A 14,606-nucleotide genomic window follows, 5' to 3' on the forward strand; every position below is an offset into this window, starting at 1 on the left:
GATATTCTTATTTTTTATATATAATGTTTCATCTAATAATAAATTATTTTTAAATAAATGAGGAAAATCGATGCACAATGGCAGATGTCAAAATTCTAATATTAGGTGGGAGGTTCGGTGGGCTACAGACAGCCTACGATCTCAAAAGATATCTGAAGAACAAAGCAGATATCAAGATAATAGAGAAGAATAGGTATGTCTATTTTCGTCCTGCACTTCCGCATGTAGGAATAGGGCTTGAACGTTCTGAGGATCTAAGGATAGATCTCACGAAGGTTTTACCGGAGAGAGGCATAGAGTTCGTACAGGGAACTGTCACGCGCATAGATCCCGAAAGAAACTTTGTGGAATACGCCAAGGAAGGGGGTGGAGGATACAAGGAGAAATACGATTTTCTGGTTGTAGCTCTTGGAGCCCACCTGGCCAGCGAGATGATAACCGGATTCGATAAATACGGATCAAGCGTATGCGAGGCGGATCTCGCCGAGAATATGTGGAAGAAACTTAAGGATTTTAAGGGAGGAAATATAACTCTTGGATCTGCGAAATTCATCCAGGATACAAAGAACAGACCTACAAATACGCCAGATAAATATGCACCCATAGCTGATTCAGCCTGCGAAGGACCAGTTTTCGAGATGTCGATCATGCTCTATGATTACTTCAAATCAAAGAACATGCTGGATAAGGTCAAAATGACGGTGTATTCACCAGGTGAATATCTGAGCGATTTATCACGAACAAGCCGTGCCACGGTAGCCTCGATGTACAAGGGAATGAACATAGAACTTATAGATAACTTTGTTGTGAAGGAGGTGACCGAAAAGGAGGTTATCAGTGAAGACGGCAGGAGACTTCCTTCGGATATAAGTTTCATATTGCCACCTTATACCGGGCAGAAAATCGTAAAGGATGCCAATCTGGGCGATGATGTTGGTTTCGTGCTTACCGGAACTGATATGAAATCTGTGAAATACGATAATATCTATGCGGTGGGTGATGTAAATGCGCTTATCGTACCGAAGATGGCATCCCTTGCTGTAAAAACTGCAAGAATAGCTGCTGCCAACATAGCCAACAGATTTGGATTGTCTGTGCCTGTAGAAGTATACGATCCGAAGATCGTATGCGTGGCTGATAGCCCATACGGTAACTACGCCGTTGCAGTGACAGATTCCACCTTCTACGGAGGGAACATTTCTGAGGCCATACCTTCAGCCGCAAATCACTTGAAAAAGACGCTGTTCACAAGATATTTCTTGTGGAGTAAGGGAGATCTCGCTATGGATAAGTATTTAACAAGTTGGTGATCATATGTCGTTGTTGAGTCAGCTTGATAATTTGAGTAAGATTACGCCGGAAGATATAGAGGTAATGCAGAAATTTTCCAGAATAGCACAGAAGCTTGAGAGACTGGGGCTGCTGGATGTGCTGGAAGGCATTCTGGACGATGATAGAACCATAAGCGCCATAACATCCTTCCTCACCAGTGATACCATGCTCGAGATACTGGTCAACAGAGATAATATTGTAAAACTTATAGCCCTGCTTTCCAAGAACGAAACCTATGCCAATATCTCTGCGATCCTCGAAAAACTTAGCTGAAAATAATATTTTTATGATTTATTTCTTAGAATTAACAGATCAGGTGGGCTATATCACATATTCATCTAGCAGGGCCACGTATAATTTTCTTGGAATAATTCTTCAACATTAGCCTCATACTGAAGGCGGACAAAAAATGAAAAAGTAAATAAATGGGATATAGATTGCGTTAAAATCAGGTGTAAGAATGGCACGAATGCATACGAGGAAAAGAGGCAAATCAGGTTCAAAGAAGGTTTATGGTGTTCAACCGACCTGGATTCAATACAGTAAAGACGAGATCATAAACACAATAGTTAATCTGAAAAAATCGGGAGTTCCACCATCCGTGATCGGGATTAAACTGAGAGATCAGTACGGCATTCCGACTGTTAAAGCAGTACTTAACACTAAGCTTGGGAAAATACTCGTGGAAAAGGGCCTCAAGGACGAGGTACCGGAGGATCTGGCGAATCTCATAAAGAGATACAATAATGTGGCAAAGCACGTGGATCTGAATCCCAAGGACCAGGCCAATAAGAGGGGAAGAGACCTCATAATGGCCAAAATGCTCCGCCTTGTGAAATATTACAAGAGGACGGGAGTACTTGATGAAAAGTGGAACCTAAGTAAGGTTCTGAGATGATTGAAGACCTAATTCCAAAAGAATTATACGGTAAGTATGTGAAGGCCAGGGATATGATCCTTGGTTCCGATTTTTTGCGTGTTATTGTTCATTATGATGGAGATGGAACGAGTTCAGCCGTTATCTTAACAAACATGCTGAAGAGATTGAATAAGAAATTTCATCTTAGCTACATAAAGGAGCTGAACGAGGCTGGTTTCAGATCGTTCATAACCGATGACACTACAATCGTAGCCGATGCTGGATCCGACCAGCTCAGATTCATACCGGATAAGGAGAATGTCATTGTCCTTGATCATCACTTCTATACTCAAGGAAGCTGGAAGGGCCTAAATATAAATGCTAGGGATCATGGGGTGGATGGCACCCATGAGGCCTGCGGATCGACCATGTCCTATATAATGGCGCTTGTGATTGACGAGAATAATTCAGACCTCTTCCCATTCTTCATGAGCGGGCTGATTGCTGACAAGCAGGATCTTGGAGGAATAACCGGCCTGAACCAGAAACTTGTCGAGGCCTATGGTACAAAATTCAGAAAGGAACGCACCCTTAACTTAGAGGGATCCTCCATAAAGGATTCACTAACGTACTCTACAGATCCTTTTTTCAAGGATATCACAGGTTTTCCTGATAATGCTGAAGCCTTTCTGAGATCCATCGGTATGAATCCTGAAAAGAAACCGCAGGATCTCTCGGAGGATGAAAAGCGCTTGCTAGCCAATGCCCTTGGATTGAGACTGCTTAAACAAAAAGCTGGTTTTGAAGCTCTATCATACATAGAGGGCGATATTTATTATTTTGATTCTGGATATTCATCAAAACAGCTTGCTTCCATAATTGACGGCAATGGTAAAATGGGTAAAAACTCGGTTCCAGTGGCATATTTTCTGGGCTTTCCCGAGTTCAAGCAGGAGATGGAAACAAACTGGAAAATGTTCAAGACTAAAATAATTGATTATGCATACAGATCTATAGCAGAAATGTTCAATACCGCACATATCTCGTATTTCTATGCCCCTGAGTCAGAGATGGCTGGAGCCATCTCAGGCATAATAATGCTTTACCTAGCGGATCAATCAAAACCGGTGATTGGGTTCAGTGTAGGAAAGGACGACACAAAAGTATCATCTCGCGGCACTAGAAAGCTCGTGGCCAAGGGCCTAAATCTTTCAGTGGTCATGCGCGAAGCTGCTTCAGCAGTAGGTGGATCTGGTGGCGGGCATGATATAGCAGCAGGTGCTGTGATTCCAAAGGGCAGAGAGATACAGTTCTTAGAGGTGGCTGAGAAGATCGTGGAATCACAGATAGGTAAAATAGCTGCAAAGGCCAAGTAAAATATTATTCTTCATAATTTATATATAAATTTTACCGAAAAAAATTTAAATGATGATTCGATAGTTATATGAATGCCAAGAGTTGGGATAATAACATCTGACTTCAAATTCTACCATGATGTTATAAATGAACTTAAATCTTGGAAAATACCGTTTGTAAGCTTGGATCTGAAGGATGGAATTCCAGACGATGTTGTTGTGATCTTAAGTTCAATCAGGGACGATATTGATCTGCCTGGTCAGGTAAAGGCTCAGGATGGTATTGATGGAATAAGAAGGGCTATACCCAGACTTCTCAATAAGACCATGTTTAAGGATCTGATCATCGGTATTGATCCTGGCCCAAAACCTGGTATTGCAGTGTTCGGTGATGATGTTCTGCTGGAGGCCTTCGAGTGCCCAACAGTATTTTCGGTCAGAAATTTTGTTGACTCAATAAGTATGAGCTATAGCTATGAAAATATAATGATCAAGATAGGAAATGGCGATAAGCCAAATCGAGAGATCATAATGAGCAGACTATCAGATGTGGATATCGCCATAGAGATAGTGAACGAAAAAAACACCAGCACGCCACACAAGATCCATGATAATGCACTTTCTGCCGCCAGAATAGCACAGATAAACGGTTTTTATCCCACAAAGAAAATCCCAATAAAATTCAGCAGAAAAAATGTATACGAAAAGGAGTTCACAACGTTGAGAAATGTAATAGAAAACAAAAACATGTTGGATAGACATGAAAACAGTAATACCCAGACCTGATCAAAGATCATAAAAAGGGAAGTTATATCTGAGGAATACCATTGTTTTCGTATCAAGTAAATGATTATATCACATATTTGTTAATATTTTGTTGGGTATACCTTTTCTTATTTCTTTGATCTTTTCCATTTGGGCTGATTGCGTCCTCTGTTCGATCCGAGGACCATTACCACCATAAATATCAATACGACGCCAAATACATAGAATATCCAGTCATAGTTCGGCGGGGTTCCGTAGTAAAATTTTGTAGTTATGGAGTTTGCATTCCCATCTATTTTGATGTTGGCGTTGTTCAAGGTGACCGTAAGCGTATGTGATCCATGACCAAGATTGGGATTAACGTATGTGACGTTAACCTCCACAGTTGATCCTGGCATTATTTTCGGCACCGTCTTTTGAATTACGGGGACGCCATCCACATAAAACGTTGCCGTAACATTGTAAACTGGATATGCGGATGGATTACTCAGAGATACATGGAAATAGATAGGTGAAACAACCGAGATCGTTATCATCTCTGAATAATTCTCCTGGATGCCATCGAATTCAGCAGATGTTACTATGTAGAGATAAAGTGTCTGTGGAACATCTGGAGCCGTTATACTGGCAGTGTAATTATATTTTGATGGGTAATACTGATGTATAGTGTTAGTTGGGCTTATTCCAGTAAGATTCGTACCAGCTATATAAATCGTGTAATTATAATTGCTGAATCCAGCTGTACTTGTTATTGTTATATTGAACTGCTGGCCTGTGCCGACATACGATGGGAAACTCACCTGACTCGAGTAGAAGGGCGCGGTCTGTGCATTGGCCGCAGTTCCTGCCATTCCGATCATAAGAAGTGCGATCACTGCCACAAAGATTATCGATTTGTTCATTTCCTGCGCCTCCCCCTGTATGCTGATACACTTAGACCAACTATGACGGTCACAGCGATCAAACTCAAGCCGATTATGAGGCTAAGATATGGATTCGATGTATAATTGCTTATTACTCCATTGCCACTCGCAACCACGCTTGCCTTTGAGAGCTGTGGATAACTGGCATTCAGCGTTAAACTATACGTGGTATTATAACCACTGACCACAACCTTAACTGAAACCTGCGGCGCCGGAGTGCTCGTTGTGGGTATAAGAGTTATATTCACCGATCTGGAGCTGTATGCAGGTATAGTAACATTGTATGGATACTTAACAGAATAATCTAGCAGCGAAAGATTGTTTATCTCAGCCGCAGATATATTAAGATTTACCGTTATGTTCGCATTGCCGGTATTGTTTATTATAACTGGTAATTCAAGATAAGTCCCATTCACTGAACTTATTCCGGCAGAGACATCGAAAGCAACAAGAGATGGAAAGTTTGCGTAAAGATATTTGGTAGTATTACCGCCATTATAGGTTATATTCACTGGGATGCTTATTTGCCCGGAGTTCATCATCTTTAGTGGAGTTATGTTTGCGGTTACATTATCTTCCTGCCCAGGGATCAACATCAACTTTCCATCGCTTATGTTCTTACCGAAGAATATCATGCGAAACTCACTCAGATTACCGGATGAAAGCGTTATATTTACGATTGAATTCCCAGTATTCATAATTGTGAAGTTATAGCTCAAAGGATAGTAGATAATCGTTCCATTTTTGATAATATATTTAAAGGTCTTTATCTTGGAAATTTGAGTTATAGAGAATGAAAAGACCTTCTCTTTGACCAAATTAAGGTTCACATATGTTTGACCTTTTACGTATACGGTGGAAGAGCTGGCGAATGTTATGCTAACCGTCTCTGATGGGAAACTTTCGCTACTGCTTATCTGTGAAGAAACGGTATAATTCCCTATCGGCAGATAGATGTATCCGATCGAGCTGTTTACATTTATGTTAGCATTTCCAGAAGAAATTGAGACGTTCAAGGGCTCCTGTACTCCATCTACAGCCGTCAACATGAAGACTTTGTAGGAGTTGGTCATGCTTGCGTTGAATGTCTTTGACCTTTCAAATGGGCTTATGGATAATGAACCGAAGTAACCAGTACTGTACGTGCGACTCAATGCATATACGGTATAATCTCTCGTAGGAACCTTGAAATATGCTATGCCCGTACCGTTTGCATTGGCTCCGGAGTAAAAAGAACCATTATAATACAGGTAAACTGTGGAATATGGATGATCTGTATCTATCCTCAAATTGGTCATGACCTGGACAAGCGTGACATTTATTGTTTCATTGGTGTTTGCATTCAACGTTACATTTGAATATCCTGTTGCATAGAAGGATCCAGTGTAATTGGAAAGAGCACCGGAGAATGTTATATGGTAACTCCCTGCCGGTAAGACCAGACTGGATAGGCCTGATATCCTGTATCCATTCCCTGAAACAGTATAATTGCCTAAAATGCCAAGGTCATTGCTGATGTTGAGATAGAAACCAGATGCCGTGGTTATGTTGTTTATCTGAATATTTCTCGTCACGTTAAACATAGAGAGATGGTAGCTTGAACCTGAAATATAATATTCCTCGTATGTTCCAACAGGAATAATTCCTAACATAACACGCGAACCAGTTTGACTGAACAGATACAGGTTGCTTAGATTGCTAGATACATTGGCTAATATCTGAACAGGTAGCTTTATCGTCCTTGATGCAGCTATTGGACGATCATTATATTTTATGATGTTTGTAGCATTGTGAATCGTTATTGTGTATATTCCTGGTAGAACGGATCCAACTATGACGCCATTGATCAGTGAAAGGTTATAATCGTACTCTCCTCTAAGATCTACATAACCGTTGAACACCGCTGGAATAGATGAATTGTATAGCGTTATATCAATTGGAATGTTAATTGGAGTCATACCGAGGGTCATGGCGGGTGCCAGATTTGTGACGGTGTAATTTTCAAAGTATGGAGATATCACCTTTATTGACGGGCTCCCGGTATTGGATGCATAAACTATATCAGTATATCCTGAAGGCGTAATTGGCACAGCTTCAATAGGGGTCCTGTATGAGTAAAGAACGATATAACCATTCCTTATAGAAGAATTTGAATCGTAAGATGGGCTAACACCGGAGTTATATAAAACTATACCGGTTAATGTTGAGTTGACAAGATGCATCTGATAAGTGAGGCTGCGCATCAATGGGACTTTAATATTCGCCGAATAGCTCTGACCGGCCACAACACTTGATGAATATATGGAATAATATCCATCGGGTAGACTGATATTAAACTCAGAGCTGCCACTGTACTGGTAATATATGAAAGAGTTGCCAGTAACTATGGAATAGTATCCAGAGCTCAAAGATATGTTGGTGACATTTGATTCCAGGGAAATCAAGCTGGACGGATATCCAGAGATGTTCAATTTTGTATCGGTTGTAAATGTATACGTTCCAAGGAACGCATATCCATCTCCGTAACCGTATACGGTATATGATCCGGACGGTATGGATACTGCATAACTGCCATTGCTTATATCAACAGAGGCAGTTACATTTCCATAGTTTCCGTCTGAAAGAAACTTGAGCGTTGAAATATTAGAGGCAATACCACTGACATGAACGACAGGATACGCGTTGGCTGATATGTTAATGAATTCGTTCCAGCCGGAAAGCGACTCAAAAATCGTGTCGGTTGTTGAATTCTGATCCATGGCATTTATCTCATAGTTGCCAGAGGGAAGATATATCAGATAATGGCCATTTTCTGCGGATACTTCATTATAAGGAGCACCGTTAACGTAAATCGTGAGACCATTTATGGGCGTATTACCTACCAGAACGGTCAGATTCACTGTATTCATTGGAACGTATGCGTTGTATACGTAAGACCCTCCCACAGTTGTATTCGCTATAGTAATGTTTCCATAATATTTTCCATCAATTATTGCGGATACAGAATAATCATAAGGAGGTATACTATTAAATTCATACTGACCGTTAACAACGTTTTTGCTAATCGTATAGTTGTATGTCGAGTTGTGAAGGATCACAGTTCCAGTATTAACATGCACGGTTGATGTTCGATTGTACGACGTCCTGTAAGTATATCCCAGGTTACCACTTATTGTTGTGTTCTTTATCACAAAATTGTGTATAATATAATAATCTGGCAAACCACTTGTCAAATTGACCGATGTTGAGATATGCTCTGCCTGCGCATCTGATATATGAACCTTCCAGTATGAGATAACATTAGATCCTATGAGTGTAAGTGGATCCAACGTACCTGTGCTTATAACAACTGTATCATTTCCTGGAAGACCTATTAAATTGTAATACCCAGTTGAATTAGTGATTACACGTTCATGGGGTATACCATACTGATCGAATATAGTGACGTAAACCCCGCCAACACCAGAACCAGATTCTGTGGTAACTCTACCGTTTATATATGCACCTGGATAATAGGCAACGATCGGATCTGCACCATTATATATTTCGGACAGCGGTGGCAGAAGCTGAGCCTTTCCCTTACCTTCAGATGTAAGGGTATACGCTTCCTGGATCGGTACTATCTTCCATGCGTTTGGATGAGCAGTTGTATTGTTATATGGATTGTAAGGAACACCAAGGTATACAAGCTCGAAGTTGCTCATATTCCAGGCAGGCATTATCTCGTACTGTCCAACCCCATACGAAATTCCAGGAATACCGTTGGACTGCCCCACCGCTGAAGGCGGATATCCGACCAGAAATCTGTATATTGATGTGTTATAAAATGCTGGGGTATACGTTATGTTAAACCCAATAGGCGTAAGATCTGTCGGTAACTGGTTGAGCGGATATGTACCCTGATCAGTGGATGCGTAGATCTGATAATATGTGTATGGAACTATCTCTCCATCATAGGTATATGTTGCCTGATCTGTAAGGTATGCTGGTGCATAAAAGATACCCGGGTTATCACCAGAGAATGGGAAAAGATTGTGATCGATCTGGATATACTGAATTGAATAACCTGTAACATCTTCAAGGGCAGCATAAAGATCGCTGAGTGTATTGAGACTAAATGTACTGGCAAGATATCCCCTAAGGAATCCATAGTAGATATTGTCTGGTGTTGAAGAATTAATGAAATTTCCATAGATGCTTGTGTTCGAAAGTACGGTGGAGGTAAATGATGCAGGATCAACATATGATCTATATACAATCTGGGCAGCTTTTGATCCCAAATATTGTTTGATCGTCGAGTTTATTGGGGCAAAATTGTGGTAATTAGCTTCATAGCCTTTTATCAATCTTGCTATCATCACGCCAAGTATCTGACTCTGATTTCCAGATAGCAGTATCTGACCAGCTGGAACGTAACCCTGCTGGAAGTCATCCGCCACCGTTGGATGCTGTCCTTCTAGAACTTCCTGGAAACCATAATCCCACCAGTTAACGTACGCTGGCCTCTCATCTATAGGAACATTGGTGTTCTGCGTAGATAGCCATGCGAAGGACTGAGCCAGCGGCTGAGATGAATTGGCTATGTAGAAACCTGATGAACCAAAGTATTGGGCGTTACTCGAATTGTTGGCCCTGAGGAAAGGTGGAAGCTCATGATAGATCTGAGAATTTATTGTTGAGGCACTGTTTTCCGGTATAGCGGCATTTACCATGCCAATACCGGAAGGTATTATAAGCACCAATACCAGTATTATTGCGAAGCTTGCATGAACCCAGTTTATATTTCCCTTCAGCGTCTTCTTCAGCGTAGAGCTTCCAATGTTTCTCTTTCTGACCTCTGTTAGCTTGGCCATGTCTATGAAATAGATCAATACGGCGCCACCTAGAATCCCATAAGCTGGAGCTGCAGTAATATTGAACCTTGCTGCTTCGAAGCTCATATAAATTGAGACCAGAGAGAAGACTAGAATAAACATAAGTATGTCGGTTTTTTCTTTCACGTATTTGTACAATACATAGACTATTCCGCTCATTCCAAATATGAACTGAGCCACACCGAAACTATTTATATATTCACCAAGCGGTAGCGGAGCTGCCTCTGCTATCGTGGTATAGACCCTCGTTTTGATGAAATAACCTTCTCCGGATATGAGAGTATGCATAGTGGTTGGTTCCAATTTGAGTAAGACGAAGAAACCACCCAGAGAAACGGCTATGGTCAACGGAACTGTTATCACCCATGGTTTCCTGCCAATTATATTTATTAGGATAAGGAATGCGATACCAAGTACCGCCATCTGCACCTCTGGGGTATACCAGCCAGATATAAGCCCTGAACCGTAGTAGTAGTAAGCGCCCATCAGAAAACCAAGAAACATAGACAGTGTCGTTATATAGGTAAGATAGCCCGTAGGCTTTCTTGTGAGAAGATTTATCACAGACTGAACGACTACATATATAAGTATGATTACCTGAATGTAGGCATAACCCTGCCAGGAGAGCATCAGCCCCCCCAGAGCAGCCCCAGACAGGAGGGCATAGATAGTAGCTTTCTTATTCTTGGAATAGTAGGAAATTATGGACGGCAAATATGACTTTACATCCGATAGTTTATTTATAAATAGGCCTTTCTTGGCATTTTTTATCGCCATCTCAAAGAAGTATATGGCCAGGAATGCGAATAGGAGCTCTGGAGTGTGCATTCTACCATCGGTCAATATACCGGCAGATAGGTTTCCTGGCATAAGTGCATACAGGAATGCTGCTATTATACCTGCCTTTTTACCGAAGGCCTCCTTTGCCATCAAATAAACTGGTATTATAAGAAGCGCCCCGAATACCGCATCGAACTCGGCGAATGCGTAATATGCAGCCTTATATACACCAAATATAGGTGAAAGTATAGTGGCTACAAACGCTATCATCCAGTGAAAGAATGGTGGTCTCGGATTTCCTGCCCCAATAGGATAATTGAGGAACAATTCATGCAATAACTGAGTGTGGTATGTTAATATATATTGAATAATATAATAATTGAAATACGGATCACTGCCACCCGAATTGTTGAGAAACGGGTAGTCAAAAGCCTGCGACCAAGAAAAGAAGTTGGCCATAAAGAGATAGAAAACAAAGATTATACCCAGTATTATCTCTGTTTCGTATCTCTTGAATATCAATGTAAGATCGAATTTGTTTTCGTTTCTCTCTACAGTTTCAAACATACAGCGAAACCTCTAATCAAATCTCTATATAAAAAACTGATCGATTGGGTTAGAATTGGTCTTACAGGATGAATAAATAATTGTTATGAATTCACTCAACCATTGATGCAAGTTAAACTATATCTTGATGGATATCAGTACCGTATATTAAGACCAGATGTTGAGGGGAGATATGGTAAGGCTGACGTCTCTCTCCATAGTGAAGGCGGGAGTTTTTACATTTATATAGAAGCACCTGATACAGGATCGCTGAGAACTTCATTGTCCTCAATTGCGAGACTATTTCATGTGATAGATAGGATGGAGGGATTAATTAATGGTTGAACCAAATATAAGTGCATACTTGCAGAATCAATTACGCCAGGCCCAGGAACTTGAAGAAAATATAGAAAAACTAGCAACACAGAGATATCAACTTGATCTAAGTCTTAAGGAGATGCAGAAGACGCTTGACGAATTGAATAAACTCGATGAAAGTACTCCAATATATCGCACCGTGGGATCTATTTTATACAGAGTGCAGGATAAGAAAAAGCTGGTAGATGAATTGGATGAGCAGATAGAACTGGCAAAGATAAGAATAAGTACACTCGAGAAACAGCAGAAATCACTTGAAGAAAAATACAAGGAACTACAGAATGCAATAAGGGATAGATATAATCAGGAGAATAAGAAAGGTGCCACAAATTGATAGATTTCCTGGATGTCCAGAAGGAGCTCCCATCCATTGGTGTGAGGATCAATAGGGTTGGGGTAAAGAAGATAAATTTTCCACTGAAACTCGGCGAGGATTTCGCTTTCTTAGTTATCGATCTATTTGTTGATATCCCTGAAACAAGAAAAGGCGCTGACATGTCCAGAGCAGTGGAATCCATCCACAAGGTCCTTAATAGCTGGTCAGATAGCGAAAGAATAGGAGAAATAGGTATTGCCATATGTGATGAAGCCCTCTCAAGGTTCAACTATTCAGAAAAATCAGAGAGTTACATTGAAATAAACTATTTCAAAAGGGAAAAGGATAGATACCTTGAATATAAAATATATTTACATTCAATTAAAAATCGTCTTAATACCCTAAAAAACGAAATTGGGATGTCCTATGTTACGATGACGGCCTGCCCATGCGCCATGGAAACCACAAGAGCATTGATCAGTAAGGATAATCCGGAACTATCGGATTATCTGATATCTATTCCAACCGTTACTCATAATCAGAGAAATATTATAAAATTATTTGTTGAAAACAAAGGGAACAATATCTCTATATGGCAACTTGCAAGCATAATAGAAAATGTTCAGGGTAGACCGCTCGATTCGCTTCTTAAAAGGATTGATGAAGGAAATCTTGTCTATAGGGCTCATAAGAATCCAAGATTTGTTGAAGATGTTGTACGTGAAATAGCCTATGTGGCTGCCAATTCTCTGGCAATTCCAGACGAAGCGAAGATAAGAGTATCATCCGAAAGTGATGAGAGCATACACCCACATAATGCGTTCGCAGAACTAGAACTGAGCGCGGGTGAACTTAGAAGGATCTCCAGAAAATAATCAAATTGCCCATGCCCAAGAAAATTTCATCTTTACATTTTTTCTCCAATCAGATCCATTATCTTTTTTCTCACCAATGACGAGCTGTTGAGATCTCCATCATATTTCGAGATGCGAACTATGCGTGCTTCCACTCCAACTTTTTGCAGCTGCCTGTTAAGTCCTACTTCATCAAATTTTTGATCGTACCCTAGAGTTATTATATCCGGTCTGACTTCGAGTACTGTTTTCATCATATCGTCTTCATGACCAAGGATCGCATAATCAACTGGTTTAAGTTCGGATACAAGCTTTAATCTGGAGTTTTCGTCAAAAATAGGCGACTTACCATTCTTTCTCGCAGTCTTATCCCTTGCCACTACCACAACCAGCATATCTCCCAGTTTCTTTGATTCCTTCAAATAATGAATATGACCAAGATGTATGATGTCGAAAACGCCGGTTGCCATTACCTTAATCATCAGCGCCCTATTTTAAGATTGTAAATAAAGATTTCACCACCCGTCATATATTCACTTCTAAAGATCTAATCTTGATATGATGAAATACTCCTATATCCAGAGAGGTTATTCCCACATAAATGATAATCAGACGCTACAGAAGATCAGACCTCGATAATATAGCAGTGCTGGAAAAGAGGGCTTTCACTGTCGGCCCATATTCCAAACGTTATCTCAAAACTGTGCTGGAGTATCCTGGATCGATAAGCATGGTGGCGCAGATAAACTCCTCGATATGTGGTTATCTGGTAGCACTGCCACTGGATGAAAGATCCATAGATATAGAGAGCATAGCAACAGATCCCGACTGCAGGGGCCTGGGCATAGCAAAGCGTATGATTTCCATGCTTATAAATTGGGCTTGCAATGAATATGAAAACATAATTCTCGAAGTGAGGGACAAAAATACTGAGGCCATATCGCTGTATCTGAAAATGGGATTCGAAATCATAGAATTTCTCAATGGATATTATCATGAATCCTATAGAGGATCAATAAATGCTTATCGTATGAAAAGAAATTGTAAAGAAAAGACTGCTTGATCCATGATTCAATCAAAATCGTGATTTCTCTCCATTTCGCTGTAAACTCCGGCTATTTTCTGTGCTGTTCTCTGAAGATCTTCAAAAGATACTTCCAGTCTCCCCCATTTGAAAGGTTTATCACACCATCTCGGTATAACATGCACATGAAAATGCATGACTCTTTGATTTGCACACGATCCATTGTTCTGGCCTATATTGATGCCATCAGCTCCCATAGCTTTCATTACAGCTTTGGCAACCCTCTTGGCCATCAATTGAACTTCAATATAGTATCTTTGATCTATGTCGAAGATGTTCTCAAAATGTTCTTTCGGAATTACAAGGATGTGCCCAGGTTCAACAGGAGCATTGTCCATGAATGATATCACCATATCATTTTCGGCCACTATCGCTGCATTTCTCTTTATGATAATCTCCTTACAAAAAACACATGAATCGTCCAATACCATTTCGAAACACCCATGTTTATTCTGCTGCTCTGGCTCAAGGAATATTATCGATGCGACCCGTATATTTCAATATTCCTTACATATCCAGATCCTATGACTTATGCACGTC

At 40.4% G+C, this 14,606-nt stretch carries 13 protein-coding genes; 9 read left to right on the top strand and 4 right to left on the bottom strand.

The annotated features are described in order from the left end of the window. Nucleotides 1-77 precede the first annotated feature (77 nt). From DMB44_RS06750 to DMB44_RS06770, 5 genes are all read left to right on the top strand, one after another. Complete coding sequence (locus DMB44_RS06750) at nucleotides 78-1,310, top strand: NAD(P)/FAD-dependent oxidoreductase (RefSeq protein ID WP_110642106.1); 1,233 nt, start codon at nucleotides 78-80, stop codon at nucleotides 1,308-1,310. Between the two features lie 4 nt (nucleotides 1,311-1,314). Next, the gene (locus DMB44_RS06755; protein ID WP_153280186.1) at nucleotides 1,315-1,605 is read left to right on the top strand and encodes a hypothetical protein; all 291 of its coding nucleotides are present in this window, start codon (nucleotides 1,315-1,317) and stop codon (nucleotides 1,603-1,605) included. Nucleotides 1,606-1,792: 187 nt separating this feature from the next. Next, complete coding sequence (locus DMB44_RS06760) at nucleotides 1,793-2,230, top strand: 30S ribosomal protein S15 (RefSeq protein ID WP_110642110.1); 438 nt, start codon at nucleotides 1,793-1,795, stop codon at nucleotides 2,228-2,230. Continuing rightward, on the top strand, nucleotides 2,227-3,567 hold the full coding sequence (locus DMB44_RS06765) for a DHH family phosphoesterase (RefSeq protein WP_110642111.1): 1,341 nt from the start codon (nucleotides 2,227-2,229) through the stop codon (nucleotides 3,565-3,567). Before DMB44_RS06760 ends, DMB44_RS06765 begins: the two co-directional genes overlap by 4 nt. Nucleotides 3,568-3,639: 72 nt before the next feature. Then, nucleotides 3,640-4,332, top strand: a complete 693-nt coding sequence (locus DMB44_RS06770; protein ID WP_110642113.1) for a hypothetical protein — start codon at nucleotides 3,640-3,642, stop codon at nucleotides 4,330-4,332. 107 nt (nucleotides 4,333-4,439) lie between these two features. On the opposite strand, the gene DMB44_RS06775 is transcribed toward DMB44_RS06770, so the two are convergent. Beyond that, entirely contained in the window at nucleotides 4,440-5,213 is a 774-nt protein-coding gene (locus DMB44_RS06775; protein ID WP_110642115.1) for a CARDB domain-containing protein, read from the bottom strand. Then, nucleotides 5,210-11,455, bottom strand: coding sequence for a glycosyltransferase family 39 protein (locus DMB44_RS06780; protein WP_110642117.1), 6,246 nt, complete (start codon nucleotides 11,453-11,455; stop codon nucleotides 5,210-5,212). The genes DMB44_RS06775 and DMB44_RS06780 overlap by 4 nt, the downstream gene beginning before the upstream one ends. A gap of 105 nt (nucleotides 11,456-11,560) precedes the next feature. Here DMB44_RS06780 and DMB44_RS06785 point away from each other — a divergent pair, with 105 nt between their 5' ends. The 3 genes from DMB44_RS06785 to mptA are packed head-to-tail and all read left to right on the top strand — an operon-like array spanning nucleotide 11,561 to nucleotide 13,003. Continuing rightward, on the top strand, nucleotides 11,561-11,779 hold the full coding sequence (locus tag DMB44_RS06785; RefSeq protein WP_110642119.1) for a KEOPS complex subunit Pcc1: 219 nt from the start codon (nucleotides 11,561-11,563) through the stop codon (nucleotides 11,777-11,779). Then, nucleotides 11,772-12,146 (top strand): prefoldin subunit beta, encoded by a 375-nt coding sequence (locus tag DMB44_RS06790; RefSeq protein ID WP_110642121.1) that lies wholly within the window; start codon nucleotides 11,772-11,774, stop codon nucleotides 12,144-12,146. Before DMB44_RS06785 ends, DMB44_RS06790 begins: the two co-directional genes overlap by 8 nt. Further along, nucleotides 12,143-13,003 (top strand): GTP cyclohydrolase MptA, encoded by an 861-nt coding sequence (gene mptA / locus DMB44_RS06795; protein WP_110642123.1) that lies wholly within the window; start codon nucleotides 12,143-12,145, stop codon nucleotides 13,001-13,003. Before DMB44_RS06790 ends, mptA begins: the two co-directional genes overlap by 4 nt. A 32-nt stretch (nucleotides 13,004-13,035) precedes the next feature. Here mptA and DMB44_RS06800 read toward each other — a convergent pair whose 3' ends face one another. Then, nucleotides 13,036-13,464, bottom strand: coding sequence for an adenylyltransferase/cytidyltransferase family protein (locus tag DMB44_RS06800; protein ID WP_110642125.1), 429 nt, complete (start codon nucleotides 13,462-13,464; stop codon nucleotides 13,036-13,038). 119 nt (nucleotides 13,465-13,583) lie between these two features. Between DMB44_RS06800 and DMB44_RS06805 the strand changes: the two genes are divergently transcribed. Next, nucleotides 13,584-14,045, top strand: coding sequence for a GNAT family N-acetyltransferase (locus tag DMB44_RS06805; protein WP_110642127.1), 462 nt, complete (start codon nucleotides 13,584-13,586; stop codon nucleotides 14,043-14,045). 8 nt (nucleotides 14,046-14,053) lie between these two features. Here the strand turns inward: DMB44_RS06805 and DMB44_RS06810 are convergent, their stop codons facing one another. Next, on the bottom strand, nucleotides 14,054-14,497 hold the full coding sequence (locus DMB44_RS06810; RefSeq protein ID WP_110642129.1) for an HIT family protein: 444 nt from the start codon (nucleotides 14,495-14,497) through the stop codon (nucleotides 14,054-14,056). Between the last annotated feature and the right edge of the window lie 109 nt (nucleotides 14,498-14,606).

It is taken from the genome of Thermoplasma sp. Kam2015, assembly GCF_003205235.1.
Classification (GTDB): domain Archaea; phylum Thermoplasmatota; class Thermoplasmata; order Thermoplasmatales; family Thermoplasmataceae; genus Thermoplasma.